Raw genomic sequence first — 19,513 nt, forward strand, 5'->3', positions numbered from 1 at the left:
CGTCAGACTCCTGCGCGCCCGTGGTGCCCGACCACGAGTTGCTGCGGCCCATCGGGCGGGGCAGTTACGGCGAGGTCTGGCTGGCCCGCAGTGTCCTGGGTGAACTGCGGGCGGTGAAGGTGGTCCGTCATTTCGGGGCGGGGGATTCCGGGCCGGCCGGGCGTGAGTTTGACGGATTGCGGAAGTTCGAGCCGGTGTCCCGTTCCCATGAGGGGTTGGTGCACATTCTCCACGCCGGCCGATTCGAGGGCGGCTTCTATTACGTGATGGAACTGGCGGATCCGACGGAGCAGCCATGGGGAGGCACTCAGGATTCGGCGGGTCGTGAACGGTCGGGTGCTGTTGAATCTGCGGCGGGGAACACGGGGAGCACGGGGAACGGCTCGGCGGTTACGGATTACAGCCCCCGCACCCTGCGTTCGGATCTGCGGACCCGAGGCCGGCTGCCGATCGCCGAGTGTCTCGATCTCGCGCTCAAGCTTACGGACGCACTGGCGCACCTGCACGGGAACGGGCTGGTGCACCGGGACCTGAAGCCTTCGAACATCATCTTTGTGAAGGGACGGCCGAAGCTGGCGGACATCGGCCTGGTTGCCTCGGCGGATGCGTCGATGAGTTGCGTGGGCACGGAAGGATATCTGCCGCCGGAAGGGCCGGGCAAACCGCCGGCGGATCTCTACGCATTGGGCAAGGTGCTCTACGAGCTGGCGACGGGCCGTGACCGGACGGATTTTCCGGAACTACCGACGCTGCTGCGGGAGGACACGCAGCGAGGGGCGATGGAAGAGTTCAACGAGGTCATCCTGAAGGCCTGCGATCCGGACCAACGGCGGCGCTACCAGTCGGCGGCGCAGATGCGTGCGGACCTGCTGTTGATGCAGAGCGGGCGTTCGTTGCGCGGAGCCCGAACCCTGCGGCAACGCTTGCTGTTTGCCCGTCGGGCGGGGGCGGTGGTCGGGCTGGCCGCGTTGCTGGCAGTGGCGGCGTATTTCCACCAGGAGACGCAGACGCGCGAGGCCCGTCGGTTGGCGCGGGCCGAGGCGGAGCAGCGAAGCCGTGCGGAGAGCCTTGTGAACACGCTCCAGTTGAAACAGGCGGAGCGTTTCTTTGAAAAGGGCGAGGGCAATCAGGGGGTTGCCTACCTCGCGCGAATGCTGAGGCAGAACCCGGGCAACCAGATCGCCGCGGCCCGGCTGATGTCGGCTCTCAATGACCGCAGTTTCGCCCTGCCGGTGCGGGTGTTCGAGTTCCCGGAGTCGATCGAGGATCTGGAGTTCAGTCCGGATGGCTCGAGGTTTGTCACATGGACGCGGGGCACCAATCATCTGGCGCGGCTCTGGGACATGGCGACGGGCCGGACGATCGGAGAGCCATTCGCCCATGTGCTTTCCGAAATCCGTCCCCGGTTCAGTCCGGATGGTGCCTGGTTGGCAACGGTATCGACGAACCATCAGGTTCAACTCCGGGACGGCGCGACGGGCGAGTCTGTTGCCATGCCCCTCGGGCACGACAGCGCGATCCATGACCTCCGTTTCAGTCCCGACAGCCTGAAGCTGGTCGTCGCATTCATGAACAAGGCCCACGTCTGGAAGCTTCCCGGGGGGGAACAGGCGCAGATGTCCCTGGAGATGGGCAGCGATCGATTGAGGCGCGCCTGGTTCAGTCCGGATGGCGGACACATCGCCACCATCACCTTTTCAGGGGGCATGGAATTCTGGGACGCCGGGACGGGACAGAACGTCCGCGGGCTTCACCCTGCCGGTTTGGATTCCGCGTGGATTAGGGATGGTGTATTCAGTCCGGACGGACGGACGGTTGCCGCGGGGACTGACACGACTCTTGTTGTGTGGGACGTGGCATCCCGCAGAGTTCTGCATCATCTGTGGCATGGTGCCAGGGTGTATGAGATAGGATTCAGCCCCGACAGTCTGAGGCTGGTGACGGGCGATGATCAGCGTTGGGTGCGGGTCTGGGACGTTCTCACGGGACGTTCCCTGACCCCGCCCATCCGGCATGGGATGGATGTGTGGGCCGCCCAGTTTGATCTCACGGGCGAGCGGTTGCTGACTCGCGAGCGGGCCCGGGCCCGGGTGTGGGATTCGAGGACTGGCAGGCCGTTGACGGAATGGATTGGGGATACGTGGCGGGCGCACTTTACGCCGGATGGCCGGCACCTGCTGACCCATGAACATCGTGAGGGGGTGCTGCGCGAGGTTCGTCCTGGTCGCGCGTTCAACCTGGTCCTGCATCACACGCACGGGGTGAGTTCTGCCCAGTTCAATCGGAGCGGCCGACGTGTGGTCGCGGTCGCAGGCGGGGGGCGTCAAGGACTCGGTGCCGGGGAGGTGGGTGAAGTGGCAACCTGGGACGCGGATTCCGGAACGCTTGCCGCTCCTCGAATCCACCTGCGGGATGGCGTCGTCTTCGCGGAACGGAGCCCTGACGAACATTCGATCGTCACGGTCTCGCCGCTGGGACATGCCCAGAGCTGGGATGCACGCAGCGCCAGGAGACTCGTCAGGCAGAGGTGGCAGGACGCACCGCTGCGACTGGCGCGCCACAGCCCGGATGGTCGCAGGTTACTCACGGGCTCCTGGGATGGAACCGTCCGGCTCTGGGAGACAGCGACAGGCCGGCCATTGGGCGATCCGTTAGTCCTTTCGAACTTTGTCGACGTGGTGGAGTACAGTCCGGACGGTGAACGCGCGGTGATTCTCAGCGACACGGAGTCGTTTGCGGAACGGGCCGTCGGAATATGGAATCTCAAGTCCGGGGAATGGACGGATCTCAACACCCCCGGTGGATCACGCATTCGGGATGCGCACTTCAATCCGGATGGCACGCAGGTGGTCGGTGCAGGGTTGGACAACAGTGCGGGGGTTGTCTGGGATGCCATCACGGGTGACGTCCTGGGGAAGCCCCTGCAACATCAGGGAACACTTTGGAGCGCCCGCTACAGTCCGGATGGTCGCCGCGTTGTCACCGCCTCCACCGACCAGACGGCACGTGTCTGGGATTCCCGGACCCTCGAGCCTGTGGGTGAAGCAATGACGCATGAAGGGCTGGTGGTCGGGGCGGCATTCAGTCCTGACAGCCGACGTGTCGTCACCTTCTCAACGGCAGATCATGCGGCCCGGGTTTGGGATGCCGAAACGGGCCAACCACTGACGGAACTGCTGCGGCACGAAGACCAGGTGGTCGCGGGTGAGTTCAGTCCGGATGGGCGCCGGGTGTTGACGGCTTCGCTGGATGGCACCGCCCGGCTATGGGATCTACCACAGGTGGACGGGCCGGTGCCCGGTTGGTTGCTGGATCTGGCGGAGGCCACGGCCGGGCAGCGACTGGTGGACCACGAGTTGCCCGAGGCGGTTTCCGCAAAGGAGTTTCTCGCTTTGCGGAGCCGCATCCTGGAATCGCAGGAAACAGACCGCTACACGACGTGGGCGAAGTGGTTCCTGGCCGACCGGTTGGAGCGGGGTGTTTCCTTTGATTCCCGGGTCACTGTGAAAGATCACCGGGCCAGGCTGCTGGAGAGGGGTTTGGTGGCGACGTTGCGGGAGGCGGTTCAACTGGTGCCGGACGATGCGGAAGCCACAGCCCGGCTTGCGCGCGAGGTCCTGGCGCAGAATCCAGCGGAGTATCCGCATCCGGAGCAGGTGGCCGCGTTTCTGGTCGGGCGCACAGAGCGGCTTGCTCCAGACACCCTGCAGACGTGGTGGGCCAGGGCCGAAGTGCTGGCGCGGACGAATCACTTCGACGGCGCGCTGGAGGCGATCGAGCGAGCCTTGAGCCACGCGCCTGCCGACCCGCGACTGTGGACGTCAAAGGCCGGGTGGCTGGAGCGATCAGGTCGATTGGAGGCCGCGTTGCCCGCCTACGCTCAGGCGATTGCGCTGTTGGAAGGTAGTAGTGGAGGTCCGGCCTCGGCAGAGACAGGTCGTCTGTCGGGGAATGGGGAACGCTCTTTTGATGTTCAGGAGGATGGCCTGCACCCGGCGGTATCTGCTCTCCAGGTCAGCCTGCCTTCGGAAAGCGAACCTCGCCGAGGGATCCGGCTGCGGCGGGCGGAATTGTTGAAGCAATTGGGGCGTCACGACGAAGCCGTCGCGGAGCGACTGACAGCGCTGGGCATTCCGTCCCGCGCGTCCACGACGCCTCATGCGCTGTTGGATCTGTCGCCGTACTACAGTGTGTCGCTTCAGGATGACGTCGTTCCCTGGGACGATTGGCGGACGGAAGAGAACCTGTCTGAACTCACTCCGGGTGAGCATTACCTGGGTGGAGTGCGGTTTGACATTCGGGGTGTCGTCCTCGCCGGACATTCTCCCAGTTCACACGACCGCAAACATCTCGCCGAACACGTTCGCGGGATCCGCGTCGCGCAGCACTGCGAGCGGCTGCATTTTCTGCACGCCATCTTTTACCTGGGGCAGGAGGGCGTTGCTGCGGCCCGGTATCTCGTCCATTACGAGGATGGCAGCCGCGAGGAAATCCCCATCCTTCATGACAGGAGCATCGGCACCTGGACGGGGGGCACCGGGGGAGGCCAGGGCGAGTTGTTTCGGGTATGGGCGGGAACCGGCGAGCCGACTCCGGCGCGGCGCACAGACGGGAACCTGTACCGGTTTGCGTGGGAGAATCCCAGACCCGGGCTGCGAATCGAATCGGTTGACTTCGAGTCTCCGACCGTTTCCGCCGGGGCGGGCACACAAGCCATCCTGCTGGCGGCCATCACGGCACAGGCTGAGCCGACGCCGCAGATCACCCGTCAACCGTTCCGACAAACCGTCCGGTTAGGTGAACCCGCCGTTTTCGAGGTGGAAGCGCACAGCGAGGTCGGACTGGCGTATCAATGGCAGTTCAACGGCAACGACCTGCCCGGGGCGACCAACGCCATGCTTTCCATTCCGCAGGCCCGTCGGGAATTGGCGGGAGCCTATACGGTGAAAGTGAGGAACCTGGTGCCCGAATCCGTGCGGGTCCTCACCAGCGAGCCGGCCGCGTTGGCGATTCGGGATGACAGCCTCATTTTTGGCCTCCTTCGGCGCGAGATGTTCACCAACCTGCCGGGGAACAAGCTTCCAGCCCTGACCAATTCCGTCCGGTTCCCGCTTCAACCGGATTCCGTGGATTTCGTTCCCCACTTCGAAGCGCCTGCCGACATCATGAACCACTACGGCGTCCGACTGACCGGCATTCTGGTGCCGCCGAGGACGGGGGAATATCGGTTCTATCTCTGCTCCGACGACGAAGGGGCGTTGTACCTGAGCAGCGACGAGTCTCCCGTTCCCATGCGCCTGATCGCCCGCGAACCCGATTGGAGTCTGAACCGGGCATGGACGGTCCGGCACCAGCGTCCGAACGAGGAGAACGTTTCCCCACCGATCCAGCTCGAAGCCGGTCGGCGTTATTATGTCGAGGCCCGGATGAAGGAAGCCGAGGGTGGAGACAATCTGGCCGTGGCCTGGCAGATGCCGGGGGAGCCACCGCCCAGGAATGGTTCGCCGCCAATCTCCGGCCGATACCTCGCCGTGCCGGACGATTGGGTGGCGGCTGCCGAATGATGTTGCTGACGGGGAGGTTTCCACGTGGGGCCAGTGTTGACGGTGTTATGGGTTCCCGGCCGGGCCAGGCAACAGGTCCCTCCGGGACGCTTCCTGGATCATCGCTTCGAACACCTCGATCGGGCGGGGGCCAACCAGTCTCCGATGCACGAAACCCTCCTTGTCCACAATGACCGTGGTGGGAAGTTCCCCGCCGTTGTACCGGCTTCCAACCTCGTTTCGCGCATCGATGAGAACCGGGTAGTTGATTCCGCGCCGGCGCACGGTCATCTCGACGTTGCGGCGGATCTCCTTGAGCGGGGGAGTGGCTTCATCGCCGTGATCACGGGGCCCGTCGGCGTCGTGCTGGCCGCCGGCTCCATGCCCCCCCGCGTGGCCGTGGCCGCCGGCCAGGCTGTCCTGGGAAACGCCCAGGATCACCAGGTCAGCCCCATGGCGCCTGCGGAGTTCGATCAAAGCCGGCAGTTCGCCAACGCACGCGGTGCACCAGGTCGTCCAAAAATTGATCAAGACCACCCTTCCGCGCTGGTCGGAGAGCCGCCAGGCCGTTCCCTCCAGGTCCTTCAGTACAAAGTCCGGCGAAGGTATCCGCCTGCGAGCCGACCCTGCCAGGTCGGGTACCGTCGCGGGTTGCTCCGATGATGGCTGCGGCTGGCTTCGCACCCATTCTCTGGCGAGGGCCGCCGATGCCCGGACCTTCTCATGGCTTTCGGATCTGAACTCCCTCAGGCCGCTCTTCTCGTTCACCACCGGGATGGCGTCGGACAACCGGATGCCTCCCAGCAGCAGGAGGCGGCGCGACCCTGCGGGACCACCCCAGCCGATGGATCGGGCTCCGCCGGGACTTCCTGACCTGTCACATGGGCAACTCATAGGGAACCTCCGTTTCGGGGTCGGGCCGGGGAATTCCCGACCTGGACGGCCTTCCCGGGCAGGCCAGCATGATGCCGTCGCCATTCCATGCCTGTACGAGGGCGAAATCGCGAGCGTATTCCGGCATGGATCAGGCCCGCTGCCACGCGAGCCACCGGGTGAAGACCTTCTTCACCAGCGGGGTGAGGCGGGTGCGGCCATGGAGGTCCCCCAGGCGACGGATCGCCTCGGCTTGAGTGGGGTAGGGATGGATCGTGGCTCCAAGGGTCTTCAAACCGAGTCCTCCCTTCATGGCAAGGGTCAGTTCGGAGATCAGGTCCCCCGCATGCGCAGCGACCACGGTGGCGCCAAGGATCCGGCCCGTCCCGCGGCGCACCAGGACCCTGACAATTCCCTCCGCCTCGCCGTCGAGCAGGGCCCGATCCACCCGGCTCAATTCCTGGGTAAAAGGTGTCCACCTCGATGCCCTGCTGTTTCGCGTCGTTCTCGTACAGGCCCACGTGAGCGATCTCAGGGGATGTGTAGGTGCACCAATGAATCAGCAGCCCGCTCACCCGTGCGCGTCCCTTGAACAGGGCGTTCTGGATCACGATCCTGGCCATGAAATCGGCGGCGTGGGTGAACTGGTAGGGCGAACAGATGTCGCCGCACGCGAAGACGCGGGGGTTGCTGGTCCGCAGCCGGTCGTCCACCTTGACCCCCTTTCGATCGTGGACAATCCCTGCGGTCTCCAACCCCAGGCCCTCGAGGTTGGGCGCCCGACCCACCGCCACAAGAATGCGGTCCACGACCAGATCCTGGCTGGATCCCTTGCAGTCCAATTGCAGCCGGACCCCTTCCGGCACCTTGGACAGCGTGAGGTTCCTGCCATCGGCCAGAATCCGGACCCCATCCCTCGCCAGGGCGGCCTGAACCACCTGCGCCGCGTCACGGTCCTCCCGTGGCAGGATGCCGGGGGCGGATTCGATCAGGAAGACCTCCGAGCCGAACCGGGCGAAGGTCTGCGCCATTTCGCAGCCGAGCGGACCGGCCCCGATGATTCCGAATCGCTTCGGCAGTTCGGTGAGCGAGAAGAGGGTTTCGTTGGTCAGGTAGGGCACTGCGGCCAGGCCGGGGATGGGCGGGGCTGCTGCTCGCGCCCCGGTCGCGACGACCGCCTTCGAGAATCGCAGGGTCTGTCCCGCCACCTCCACCGAGTCCCGACCCGCAAAGCGCCCCGCGCCCAGGAATACGTCCACCCCCAAGTCACGGAACCGCGTGGCCGAATCATGGGGGCTGATGTCCGCCCGGAGACGCCGCATGCGCTCCATCACCGCCCCAAAATCGACCTGCACGTCGCCCCCGGTCCGAACCCCGAAATCGGCCCCCTCCCGGACACTGGCGGCGGCCCGGGCGGCGCGGATCATCGCTTTGGAAGGCACACATCCCACATTCAGGCAATCGCCCCCGAGAAGTTGCCTCTCGACCAGGGCAACCCTGGCCCCGAGACCCGCGGCGCCGGCAGCCGTGACGAGACCGGCGGTGCAGCCGCCAATCACCACCAGGTTATACCGCGGCGCCGGTTCCGGGTTCAACCAGCCCGCCGGACGGGTGTTGGCGCGGAGTCGTTGGTTGTGCTCGTCCCAAGGCTCGAGAGCCTCCAAGAACGGACCCGGGGTCAGATCTGTGAATTTGACAAATCAAGTCTCGGCGCCTGAACGGGAGCCGAATGTCAAATTCAGAGATGTGACCCCTGGGATTGCACCAGCCCTTACTCACTGCTCTCCAGCTTTCCAAGCGTCTTCAGCGCGGTCGTGAGGCGTGGGTCCGCACGCGGGTCCGAACCCACTCCGATGATGGACGATGGATACGCCCGCTCGATGATCAGCGTGTCTGGCGGTTGATTCGCTCCGAACATGGGCCGGTCCACGAGAATGACGGGCACCGCCACAGACGCGGACGAGTAGATGGTCATGAATGCGCCCATGTAGATTCGTTCGCCGCCTGCCACAACGACGAACGGCACGCCTGTCCCAGGCAGTTTTGGGATCCTGTCCAGCACTCCCGGCTTCAGGCGCACGGTGTGGTGGGTGGCGTCGTAGCGAACGAGATCCTCCTGCGAAATCACGGGCGAGGCCGCGAGCCGAACCCCGGACCAATCTCCTTGCCCAGACGCAATCAGGCGTCGATCCACCGGTTCATCGATGAGATAGATGGCGAACTGATTCGTGGTCCCACTCCGACTGTCCGGGACGACGACGAGCAGGATGAGAAGACAGAGGCGGTGGAGGTTCATCGGGACGTCAGGTTTTCAACGGCTTGTCGGGCGGTGACTCCACTGGGGCTGAATCGGCATTCGCTTCGACAACCTTGGATTGAGTCTGAATCACTCTGGGCCGCTGGACGGGTGGGGTCAAGCGGGAACAAACCCAGGTGGGGCGCATATCCGTGTTGTCGGAGATGCGATCGGTCGAGGGATACGACGAGGCGACCGCCCTGATCGGGAGCGTTTCGATCGCACCGTGCCGCCGCAGGGGAACAGCGCGAACCGCGGCCCGCCTCATAACACATCGAGCGGATGGCTGGTGAGCCAAATGTCCAACTGCCGGAATCGGGACTTGAGACGCTCCTTGAACTGAAGGAAAAACTCGCGGTTCTCGGCTGAATCCGGAACATCGACAAAGAGCCGGAGGTGCTCGTCACGGTAGACCTCGCCAGCCTGCTCCCACTGGCCCAGGATTGTCTGGGTCTCGGCAGAGACGGCGCCGAATTTGCGACGCAGTTCGAGGAGCGTGTCGGCCGCAAGGGCTTCGGGCACCGGGGTGCCATCGTTAAACGACAGCGGTATCAGGATCTCGTATCGCCGGTGCGAAGCGCTCATAGGTGGCTGGTCCTTGAACCTTGAAGGGAATGCCCTGCCGGGCCAGATAGGGCAGAACCCGCTCGTGCAGCATCAGGTCGCCATTGGACCAGCTCTTGAATGAGAATCGGCCCGCCAGCCATCCCAGCGCCTGTTTCTCGGCTTCCGCATCTTCGAACTGGACAATCACCATGCGAGGACCCTACGCGCGTGCCGCCGATGAAGCAATGCGCTTGCCGCCCTCTCCCCGCCCTGGTGACGGCGGGCTCAGCGAGCGGACCCGGGGTCAGATCTGTGAATTTGACAAATCAGGTCTCGGCGCCTGAGAGGGAGCCAAATGTCAAATTCAGAGATGTGACCCCGGGGCTTTCCTTCGTGGAACTCGGCCCTCCGATTCCGACGCCTTCCCCCCTGCGCGGCAGGCAATTGTGGCTTCCCGCGGATCGGGCGGTCTGGTGAAGTCTGGGCCCGAGGGAGCATGAGGAGGAGCCAGGGAACGTCACGGGGGCCAGAGCCATCCCGGCAGCACCCGTGGAAGGCGATCGCCGGCGGGTTGCTGGCGGGCCTGGCGGCCTGGCAACCGAATCACGTCATGGCGGCGGAGTTGGTGTCCGGGAGGTCGTCGGCAGCGTTGACCGTGCGGGAGGTGCGCGTGCATTCGCTCGGGATTTTCGACGTGCTGGGGGAGGATTCCGGGATTGGTTTGTCATCGGCCTGGTGGCGGGGCCGGGCAGTGCCGGTCACGGCGGAGGCGTTGGAAGCCGAACCGGGTTCCCGGGAGGAAGGCGCGGCTGACGGAATGCCGGAGAGGCCGGTGTTCCGTGTGGAGGTGTGGGGCGCCGACGAAGGGCTGCCGCATGCGAAGGTCCGGTCCCTGCTCGAGGCCGGGGACGGGACACTTTGGGTGGGAACGGCGGAGGGGCTGGCGCGTCACGACGGGATGCGGTTGCGTCCGTTCGAGCCCGGGGAGGACCGGATGGGGACGCGGCGGATATCGAGTGTGCGGGCGCTGCATGAGGAGGGGGGGCGGCTCTGGGTGGGGACACGGGATGGCCTGTTCTGCATCCAGGCGGGAACGCTGCATGACACGCCGGTCACGGGTGCGTTGGCCGGGATGTCGGTCGATGGGCTGGGCACCCGCCGGGCTGGCGGATTCTGGGTGGGCACGGAGCGTGGGATTGCCTGGGTGGACGGCGGGGCGGTGAAGTGGTTGAAGGGATTGGGCGAAAGGGTCTCGGCTGTGGCGGAGGATGCGAACGGGGTGGTGTGGGCCGGAACGACGGACGGCGTGGCGGCGTTGGATGCGGCGGACGGGCGGTTGCTGGCGCGGCATCTGACCCGGGAACACCTGCGGCGGACGGACGACCTGACAACGGCGGTGCACGGATTGCATGTCGATGCCCGTCAGGGTGTGTGGATGGGGGTGACCGACGGCGTGTGGCGGCTGGCACCGGGCGCGGCGGGGCCGGAGCGGATGACGGACGGGACGCCGGGATTCGAGGGACCCCAGTTTGCACGGATGACCGGTGACCGGTTTGGGACCGTGTGGGCGACGAATCAACGGGACGGCGGGTTGTACCGTTTTGTGCCGGGGACGGGCGATGCCTGGACCGTGGACCGGCTGGTGCCGGAGGTGACCGGGACGGCGAGCCTTCTGATCGATCGGTTGGGCGACCTTTGGGTGGGGTCGCGTACGGGGTTGAAGCGGTTGCGCGAGGAACCATTCCGGTCCCTGGCGATCCGGGCATCCGCGATGGATTGGAGCCTGCATGCGGTGGCAGTGGGGGATGGCAACGAGGTTTGGGGGGCGAGCGGGCAGGGGGTGATTCACCGGGCGGGGCGTCAGGTGCGACTCTTCAGTTTCCATGGGTTTCCAGGGCTGGCCGGCATGGTGGTGGTGCCGGGGCCGGGAGGGGGTGCGGACGTGATCGGTGCCGGGGGCGCAAGGGTACGCCTTCCGCCGGCGTCGCACGCGCTCGGCGGGTGGGATCTGGCGCTGCGGACGTTGGCGATCGAGGGCCGGCTGCAGGCGGCCATTCGAGATGCCGGGGGGGCGTTGATGCTGGGAACCTCGGCCGGGCTGTTCCGGATGGAGGATGGCGGGGTTCCGGTTCGGGTGGAGGCGATGCCGGCGGCGGACGTGCGTGCGCTTCACCGTGGGCACGACGGCGACCTTTGGGTGGGAACGGCGGACGCCGGCCTGGGGAAATTGCGGCGTGGCCGGTATGAGACCGTGGTGGACGCCGGGAATTCCGGGATCGTGCACGGCATGGTCACCCGCCCCTGCGGAGGGCTGTGGCTGGCTTCGAACGCGGGGGTGGGACGGATCCGGAACGGGGAATGGCGCCTGCTCGCAGTGGATTCCAGAACTCCGGTCCGGGGCGTGGTCGGCGTGGTGGTGGACGGGCGGGGCGATTTGTGGATCCACCATGGCAGCGGGGTCGCTCGCGTGCGCGCGGCCGGGATCGAGGCCTGGGAACAGGGAACCGTCCGTTCGGTCTGGGCGGACGCCTTCGGGGTGAGCGACGGGATGGTTCCGGGGGAACCGGCGGGGCGGGCCGGGAACGTGGGCATCACCGGCGACGGGCGCCTTTGGTTCGCCAGGCGGAACGGGTTGGTGACGTTTGATCCGGAGGAGCTGCCCACGTCGGCGCCGACAATTCGGATCGAGGGTTGGGAGGTGGACGGAAGGTCCCGTGAACCGTGGCATGGCGCCCGGGTGCACCCCGCGGAGCGCGGGGCGATCCGCATCGAGTTTTCGGTGACCGGGTTGTACCGGCCCGGGCAGGAGCGGGTGGAACATCGCCTGGCGGGGTACGACCGCGCCTGGCGCGAAACGGGCCTGGTCCGCGAGGCCGTGTATGCGGATCTGCGGCCGGGACGGTACACCTTCGAGGTCCGGGCCGGCCCGAGTTCGGGATCGTGGATGGCAGAGACGTCGTTCGGTTTCAGGGTGATGCCGCACTGGTGGGAGCGGGGAACGGTGTGGGCGTTGTCGGGTTTGGGGGTGTTGGCGGGCGCGATGGGCGGAGCGGCCCTGCGTTGGCGGAAGGAGCGACGAAGCCTCGAAGACCAGCGGCGTCGGGAACTCGAACGCGAGCGGATGCGGATTGCGCGCGACCTGCACGATCACCTGGGCTCCCACCTGAGCGTGGCGGCCATGCAGGGTGCCGCGGGCGCATCGGACGCTCCTGCCCGGGATGCCCTGGACGCCCTCAACGAGCTGGTGTGGTCGGTTCATCCCGAGAACGACTCGATGGCGGCGCTGACGGATTTCATCGGGGATTTCTCCGCGCGGTATCTCGACGCGGCGGGTTTGACCGTGGACCTGGATCTGCCGGCCGAGGTTCCCGCCTGCATCGTGCCAGGCGCATGGCGTCGGGACGTGGCCGCCATGCTCAAGGAGGCGTTGCGCAATGTCGTCCGGCACGCAGGCGCGGGACGGGTCCGTGTCGGGTGGCTCCTCCGCGACGGGGAGTGCGTGCTGACCGTGGCGGACGACGGACGGGGCTGCGACACGAATGGCGGGGGAGCCTCGATGCCGGAAGCGGATGGCTGGATGCCGCGCCACGGGACCGCGACGCTGCGGCGACGCGCGCGGACGGGATCGGGCGGGCAGGGTCTGCGCGGGTTGGAGGCCCGTTGCCGGGAACTCGGGGGCACTTGCACGCTCCGTTCCAGGGAAGGCCACGGCACCCGGATCACGTTCCGTCTCCCGTGGCCCACACCCAACGGGAAGGAACGGGAAGGCTGGCGGGAAGACGGCGTTGCGCCCGGCTTCCCCGGGAAGGAGGCCCCCGGTTCATGAGCGGGCTCCCTGAGGTTCGCCTGGCGCTGATCGAGGACGATCCGCGGCTTCGGGCCCGCCTGGTCGCGCTGCTCCATGCACGGCCGGGCTGGAAGGTGGTGGCGGAGTGCGCCTCGGCCGCGAATGCCGCGAGCCGCATCGCCGCCGCCCGGCCGGACCTGGTGCTGTCGGACATCCTGCTGCGGGGCAGCTCCGGGATCGATGCCATCGCCCCCATCAAACGTGCGCTGCCCAGGGTGCGGGTCGTGATGCTGACGGTGATCGAGCGCCCGGCGGACATCGTGCGCGCGATCGATCAGGGGGCGTGCGGGTACATCCTCAAGAAGGATCTGGCGAACCTGACCCAGCATGTGGAGGACGTTCTGGCCGGACGCGCGCCCTTCATGAGTCCGTCGGTCGCACGCCGGCTTCTGGAACAGGTCCGGCGTCAGACGCGCGGCAGGCCGCCCGGGGCCGCGGACATCCTGTCGGCGCGGGAACGGGAAGTGTTGGAACATGCCGGCCGGGGCCTGCACCACAAGGAAATCGGCCGGGTGCTGGGCATCACGGCCAGCACGGTGAAGACCCATTTGCAACGGACCTTCGACAAGCTGGGGACCCATTCGACGATCGAATCGATCCACAAGCTGCGCGGCGACGACGAGCCTCTTCCGTGATGTCGGGCCCCGCCCGGCGGCAGCGCATGTGTCCCCCACAGGGAGGATACCGGGCGAAGCGGACGGCGGGCTACGGTGGGTCTGTGATTCAAGGATTTGTCCCGCTCACGTCGCGCACCTTCCGGCTCCCGTCCGTGTGGATGGCGATGGCGATCATGATGGCCCCTGTGGCGGCGCTCCAGGCGCAGGGTTTGCTGGTCAACGGAGCCGCCCAGGAGGGAACCCTCCCGCAGGATGGGGACAAGGCGTACTGGAGTTTCTCTGCGGAGGCGGGGGACCATGTGCGGCTGCGCGTGAGCGCGCAGGTCCTCTACCCGCGCCTCAATGTCATGGGACCCGACGGCTCTTCGATCGGCACGGCGTTCGATTCGAGCAACCGCGACGTCTCGATCGCGTTCAGCGTGGCGACCAGTGGGATGCATGTCGTCGAAGTGGACAGCTACTATGCGGGCGGCACCGGTGCGTATCGCCTTCAGTTGGCCCGTGCCCCGGGCGAGTTTGTCGTGCCGGAAGGCGACCAGGGAGGGCCGTTGACCAACGGAGGCAATCATCAGGGCCAGATTCCCCTGGGTGACATCGATGCGTGGACGTTCGAGGGGGCGGAAGGCGATCGGGTGCGGTTGCGGATGGGGACGACAGGCATCTACCCGCAGTTCACCGTGGTACGGCCGGACGGAACGGTGGCGGGGACGGGCTTTGATCAGAACGCGCGCGACGCTGCGCTGGACGTGGTGGTCACGGTGGCCGGCCGGCACACGGTTCTGGTGGAGAGTTACTATATGGGAAGCGAGGGCGGGTACACGCTGCGGTATGTGAAGGTGCCCGGGGACGTGGAGGTGGCGGACGGCGACGAAGGCGGGCCGCTGGTCAACGGAATCTGGCATGACGGCCTGTTGGGCACGGGCGATCTGGATCCCTGGACATTCCTGGCGGAGCCGGGGGATCGCGTTTCGCTGCGGCTGCAGACGGAGGGCGTCTATCCACACCTGACGGTGATCGGTCCCCTTGGAGCGGTCGTCGGGTCGGCCTGGAACGCCAATCTTCGGAACACCACGCTGGGATTCTCCGTGACCAACGCGGGACAACACACCGTGGTGGTCGAGGATTATTATCGGGACGGCACGGGGTCCTACCGGCTGGAATACCTGCGCTGGCCGCCGGATCTCCACGTGCCCGGGACGGTGACCCTCGATGAAGGGACCCGTCTGGAGGTGGAAGTCTCCGCCGTGGATCCCGTGTTGCCGGGCAAGACGCTGACATTCGCGCTGGTCGCCGGACCGGCCGGGTCCGTGCTGACGCCCCTGGGGGCGACCAATGCGGTCATCATCTGGCAGACCTCGGAACCGGACGGTCCGGGAACCCATGAGTTCGTGGTGACGGTGACCGACATGGTGGACGGGCAGGCGTACACCCGGACGAACGCCTTCATGGTGGTGGTGCGGGAAGTCAATGCACCGCCCGTTCTAGACCCGGTCGGGGACATCGAAACCCGGGATGAGTCGGTGGTTCGGATCGTTGTGCGGGCCACGGACCCGGATGTGCCGGCCAATGAGATTCGATACTCGCTGGGGCCGGGTGCGCCGGAGGGGATGACGCTGGATCCGGCCACGGGCGAACTGATCTGGCCGATCGGCGTGAGGCTGGGCTCAGAGGATCATGAGATCACCGTGGTGGCCACGGACGACGGAACGCCTCCCCTTAGCGATGAAGTGCGGTTTCGGATCCGGATCGAACCACCCCGGATCCGGCTGGGAGCCATTGCCGACCGGGAGGTGGATGAGCACGCCCTGCTGTCGGTGACGGCCTCGGTGACCAACAGTCCGGCGGCGGTGCCGCCCTATCAGTATTCGCTGCAGGGCGTCGTGCCGGAAGGCGCCGGGCTTTCGGCTGCAACCGGAGTGTTCTTCTGGCGTCCCGGCGAGGCGCAGGGTCCTTCGGAGCAGACCATCACCATCCGGGTGACGGATTCCGCCACACCGCCGCAGAGCGCTGAGATGTCGTTTCGCGTGCGGGTGCGCGAAGTGAACGAGGCCCCGGAACTGGCTCCACTGGCCGATCAGTCGACCGGTGTGGCCCAGACGCTCCGCGTGCCGCTGGAAGCGACGGACGCGGATCTGCCCGCCAACGGGTTGACATTCACCCTCGAGGACGGTGCGCCCGAGGGGATGATGGTGGTCTTCAACCGCGCGATCGAGTGGACTCCGGACGCCCGATTTGCCGGCACCACCAACCGGGTGACCGTCCGGGTCACCGACGACGGGGTTCCGCCGCTGAGCCACACGCAGTCGTTCACGGTCGTGGTGATGGCGACGGCGGATCTGCGGCTTGTCGTGACTTCCGGCGATCCGGTGCGCTGGAGTTTGATGGGTGACGTCGGGCGGTTCTACCTGATCGAAGGATCGGGCGACCTGAGGACATGGACCGCCGTCACGAACTTCCTGAGCGAGGCGACCGAGACCCCGTTCACGGATCCGGCTGCGGCCACCGCACCCCGGCGCTTCTACCGGGCCATTGCACCCTGAGACCCGCGTTGTGAAAGCCGGACACCCTGTCAGGGCGCTGCTGTTGACCGGGGCGCTCGCGCTTGGCGGCGCCACGGAGCCGGCGCGGAGTGCGGAGGCAACCATCACCGTGCTGGTGACCAGCGGCACGCCCATCCCGGACGGCACGGGAAGATTCGCGCAGTTCCTGTCACCGACCCTCAACGACCTGGGGAAGGTGGCCTTCTTCGCGACACTCGATGGCACGACCTCGCCCGGTGACAATGAGGGCATCTATCTCGGTGACACCAACGCACTGGTGCAGATTGTCCGGGAAGGACAGGCGGCGCCGGATGGCAACGGGTTCTTCGGGACGTTCAGTCCGGGAACCATCCTGGCGATCAACAACTCGTGTTCCATGACGACAGGCGCGGGCTGAGGAAGATCGTCCGTCTTGGGGATTCCCTTCTCGGGAGCATGATCAACGGGATCGGGTTCCCGGATGGAATCGCCCATGCGAACAACAGCGACGAGCGCACGGCGCTGAATGAATCGGGGCAGGTGGCCTTTGCCTTTTCGCTCACGGATGGCCGCCGCGGGATCGCGATAGGGAGTGCGCCGGACTCGAGCGATCCGACGCCCCCACCCGTCCCCCCGAGTTACGTGGAGGCCTTCAACCCGGGGGCGGCCGGCGGCTTCCTTTCCTGGGTCGGGACCCTGGCATTGCAGGCGGATGGGAAGATCCTGGTGGGGGGCAGCTTCGTCACGTTGGGCGGTCAGCCGCGCAGCAACATCGGGCGATTGAATGCCGATGGGACGCTGGATGCCGGTTTCGATCCCGGGGCGAATGACACCGTCGAGACGCTTCTGGTGCAGGAGGACGGAAGGATTCTGGTGGGGGGCGGGTTCACCCGACTGGGGGGGGAACTGCGGAGCAGAATTGGCCGGTTGCATGCCGACGGGCGGGTGGATACCGCCTTCAATCCGGGCGCGAGCGGAGGAGGTTTTCCCGGGGTCTATGCGCTCACGCTGGGACCGGACGGAAGCATTCTGGTGGGGGGTGATTTTCGGAGACTTGGGGGCGAGGCACGGACCAACCTCGCCCGGCTGAGAGCCGACGGCGTGGTGGACGGCACTTTCCAGACGGCGGCGAATTCCGAGATCTCCGCGCTGGCATTGGATGAGAATGGAAGAGTTCTGGTGGGTGGCGGATTCACGACCCTGGGGGGACAGGCCCGAAGCCGGATCGGGCGCTTGAATGCGGATGGCACCCTGGACACCGGCTTCAATCCGGGGGCGGGCTCCTGGGTGAATGCCCTGGCGGTGCAGGCGGATGGAAAGATCGTGGTGGGGGGCGCCTTTACCACGCTGGGGGGACAGGGCCGGAGCCGGATCGGGCGGTTGCATTCGGATGGCACCCTGGACGCCGACTTCAATCCGGGGGCGGCCGGGGAAGTGGTTTGCCTGGCATTGCAGGTGGACGGAAAAATCCTGCTGGGAGGCGGGTTCACACGGTTGGGCGATCAGACCCGCCAGCGGATTGGGCGCCTGCATCTGGATGGAACGGTGGACCTGACCTGGGATGGGGCGGCGAACGCTGAGGTGAGTGCGCTCGCGATCCAGGCGGATGGAAAGGTACTGGTCGGGGGCGAGTTCAGGATGCTGGACGGTCTGCCGCGAAGTCTGATCGGGCGGTTGAACAATACGGGGCCGGCGACGGAACATCTTGGGTATCACGGAACGCGGGTCACCTGGCTGCGCGGCGGCCACGGTCCGGAGATTGTCTTCGCCTCGTTCGATCATTCCATCGACGGGAGCACGTGGACGGAACTCGGGAGAGGCATGCGGGTTCCGGGGGGATGGGAATTGCCAGATGCGGTGCTGCCCGCCGGCAGCCTGCTGCGGGCGCGCGGAGCGACCGTCGGCGGATCCGGATCCCAATGGTTTGTCGAGGCCGTCGCCGGGGTCGGGGAGATTCCTGTCGATCCCCCGCTTCTCGAGCCTCCCGTCATCGGGGTGGCGCGGGGCGCGGATGGCAGTGCGCTTTCGGTGAGCCTTCCGACGATCGCGGGCAGAACCTACACCCTGGAATCCAAGAGCCGCTTGGAAGATCCGGAATGGTTCCCCCTGACTTCCCTGGTCGGGGACGGGACGGTGCGGATTCTTGAGGATCCGGAGCCGCCCGGGGCAACCCGGTTCTACCGGTTGCGGGTGGACTGAAGAGACGCGGGTGTCTGGAAGGATCAACCCCCGGGGGTCAGATCTGTGAATTTGACAAATCAAGTCGTGGCGCCTGAGAGGGAGCCGAATGTCAAAATCAGAGATCTGACCCCGGGGCTTCCTAGGTTCAAATCTAGCCCCGCAACCAATTTCCGTTGCAGTGCAACGGGTTAGACCGCTGGCTTCCAGCGGTCTAACTGCTTTTCTGGCACGGAAACTCGATTCGACCCCTCCGTGGGTCCTACTGGGTCCGCAAGGGTCCTCGTAGGTCCGATCGCCAAATAATTGCCAAATAACTGCCTAGGCCCCAAACCTCAAGCGCCGTGGCCATTCAAGACAAAATCGTCATTCGGCAGCTTGAGGCTCGGGCGAACTGGACCCCTCCCAGGGTTGGGCTTCAGCGAGCCCTTCTGCGCTCGTTCTTCTCGCAGTGCCTGCCCGAAGTCGGCGGCAGCCGAAGCTGGCGGAAAGCGCCGTTCCTGAAGTATCATCACGATGCCCAAGCCGCGTTCTTCGCGTTTGCGCTCTCCCAGATTCTCCCAGGGCCCGATTGGGAGTATTCGGCTGGCGAAGTCATTCCACCGGAACAACGAGCTCCCTACGTAGACGCCGACTGCTATGTTCGATGCACGCATGAGGGCAGAAAATGCTATAAGCCAATCCAACTTAAAGAACTCCCCCCTTTGGCGATCAGGGCAAAATCCAGGACACCAGCCAGCCTACAAGGGCTACTCGATAAACTGTCTCCGAAGTACACAGCCCGCAAAGGACACGAAGACTTAGTGATAGCAGTATTGGTGAACCCTCCCGCGACCATCAATTTCCAGCAACTCAAGGTGCCCAAGGAAATCTCAGTTGAACAGATTTGGTTCTACGGAAAAAAAGGTCCCGAGGTTGGGTTCATCGCAGGCGGGAACTTTAGGCCTGGCTACCTCGCGGCCAGCAAGGAATTCTCCTTGCTTGATCTATGACGTCAGTTGCGGAGGTACTGATGAACTGGGTCAATGAACTTCTGAGTTTCCTGGGCAATGGCTTCGTGTCTGCGCTTGCCGGGGCAGTGGCCGGCGCATTCG

The 19,513-nt window shown here is 65.9% G+C and carries 11 protein-coding genes and 1 pseudogene; 7 read left to right on the forward strand and 5 right to left on the reverse strand.

Annotated features, from left to right (window positions below):
• Positions 1-20: 20 nt before the first annotated feature.
• The gene (locus KF833_06475; protein ID MBX3744939.1) at positions 21-5,564 is read left to right on the forward strand and encodes a tetratricopeptide repeat protein; all 5,544 of its coding nucleotides are present in this window, start codon (positions 21-23) and stop codon (positions 5,562-5,564) included.
• A 45-nt stretch (positions 5,565-5,609) separates the two neighbouring features.
• Here the strand turns inward: KF833_06475 and KF833_06480 are convergent, their stop codons facing one another.
• From KF833_06480 to KF833_06500, 5 genes and pseudogenes are all read right to left on the reverse strand, one after another.
• Positions 5,610-6,437: a TlpA family protein disulfide reductase gene (locus tag KF833_06480; GenBank protein ID MBX3744940.1), complete on the reverse strand. Its 828-nt coding sequence runs from the start codon at positions 6,435-6,437 to the stop codon at positions 5,610-5,612.
• Positions 6,438-6,567: 130 nt separating this feature from the next.
• Positions 6,568-8,080: pseudogene (locus KF833_06485) on the reverse strand (mercuric reductase).
• A gap of 107 nt (positions 8,081-8,187) precedes the next feature.
• Positions 8,188-8,712, reverse strand: a complete 525-nt coding sequence (locus KF833_06490) for a hypothetical protein (GenBank protein MBX3744941.1) — start codon at positions 8,710-8,712, stop codon at positions 8,188-8,190.
• A gap of 264 nt (positions 8,713-8,976) precedes the next feature.
• Positions 8,977-9,297, reverse strand: coding sequence for a hypothetical protein (locus KF833_06495; protein ID MBX3744942.1), 321 nt, complete (start codon positions 9,295-9,297; stop codon positions 8,977-8,979).
• Positions 9,248-9,469, reverse strand: coding sequence for a hypothetical protein (locus KF833_06500; protein ID MBX3744943.1), 222 nt, complete (start codon positions 9,467-9,469; stop codon positions 9,248-9,250). Before KF833_06500 ends, KF833_06495 begins: the two co-directional genes overlap by 50 nt.
• A gap of 399 nt (positions 9,470-9,868) precedes the next feature.
• Between KF833_06500 and KF833_06505 the strand changes: the two genes are divergently transcribed.
• The 6 genes from KF833_06505 to KF833_06530 all read left to right on the forward strand — a co-directional run bounded on the left by KF833_06505 (position 9,869) and on the right by KF833_06530 (position 19,411).
• The gene (locus tag KF833_06505) at positions 9,869-13,084 is read left to right on the forward strand and encodes a hypothetical protein (GenBank protein ID MBX3744944.1); all 3,216 of its coding nucleotides are present in this window, start codon (positions 9,869-9,871) and stop codon (positions 13,082-13,084) included.
• Positions 13,081-13,740 (forward strand): response regulator transcription factor, encoded by a 660-nt coding sequence (locus tag KF833_06510; GenBank protein ID MBX3744945.1) that lies wholly within the window; start codon positions 13,081-13,083, stop codon positions 13,738-13,740. Before KF833_06505 ends, KF833_06510 begins: the two co-directional genes overlap by 4 nt.
• 83 nt (positions 13,741-13,823) lie before the next feature.
• On the forward strand, positions 13,824-16,262 hold the full coding sequence (locus KF833_06515) for a hypothetical protein (GenBank protein ID MBX3744946.1): 2,439 nt from the start codon (positions 13,824-13,826) through the stop codon (positions 16,260-16,262).
• 10 nt (positions 16,263-16,272) lie between these two features.
• On the forward strand, positions 16,273-16,659 hold the full coding sequence (locus KF833_06520; protein MBX3744947.1) for a hypothetical protein: 387 nt from the start codon (positions 16,273-16,275) through the stop codon (positions 16,657-16,659).
• 38 nt (positions 16,660-16,697) lie between these two features.
• Positions 16,698-18,440 (forward strand): delta-60 repeat domain-containing protein, encoded by a 1,743-nt coding sequence (locus KF833_06525; GenBank protein MBX3744948.1) that lies wholly within the window; start codon positions 16,698-16,700, stop codon positions 18,438-18,440.
• Positions 18,441-18,763: 323 nt separating this feature from the next.
• Entirely contained in the window at positions 18,764-19,411 is a 648-nt protein-coding gene (locus tag KF833_06530) for a hypothetical protein (GenBank protein MBX3744949.1), read from the forward strand.
• Positions 19,412-19,513 lie beyond the last annotated feature (102 nt).

The organism is Verrucomicrobiia bacterium (assembly GCA_019634625.1).
Classification (GTDB): Bacteria; Verrucomicrobiota; Verrucomicrobiia; order Limisphaerales; family CAIMTB01; genus CAIMTB01.

Coding starts and splice junctions, on each gene's coding strand:
- KF833_06480 (MBX3744940.1), bottom strand. CDS start 6,437: ATGAGTTGCCCATGTGACAGGTCAGGAAGTCCCGGCGGAGCCCGATCC.
- KF833_06490 (MBX3744941.1), bottom strand. CDS start 8,712: ATGAACCTCCACCGCCTCTGTCTTCTCATCCTGCTCGTCGTCGTCCCG.
- KF833_06495 (MBX3744942.1), bottom strand. CDS start 9,297: ATGAGCGCTTCGCACCGGCGATACGAGATCCTGATACCGCTGTCGTTT.
- KF833_06500 (MBX3744943.1), bottom strand. CDS start 9,469: ATGGTGATTGTCCAGTTCGAAGATGCGGAAGCCGAGAAACAGGCGCTG.
- KF833_06505 (MBX3744944.1), top strand. CDS start 9,869: ATGGCGGCGGAGTTGGTGTCCGGGAGGTCGTCGGCAGCGTTGACCGTG.
- KF833_06510 (MBX3744945.1), top strand. CDS start 13,081: ATGAGCGGGCTCCCTGAGGTTCGCCTGGCGCTGATCGAGGACGATCCG.
- KF833_06525 (MBX3744948.1), top strand. CDS start 16,698: ATGATCAACGGGATCGGGTTCCCGGATGGAATCGCCCATGCGAACAAC.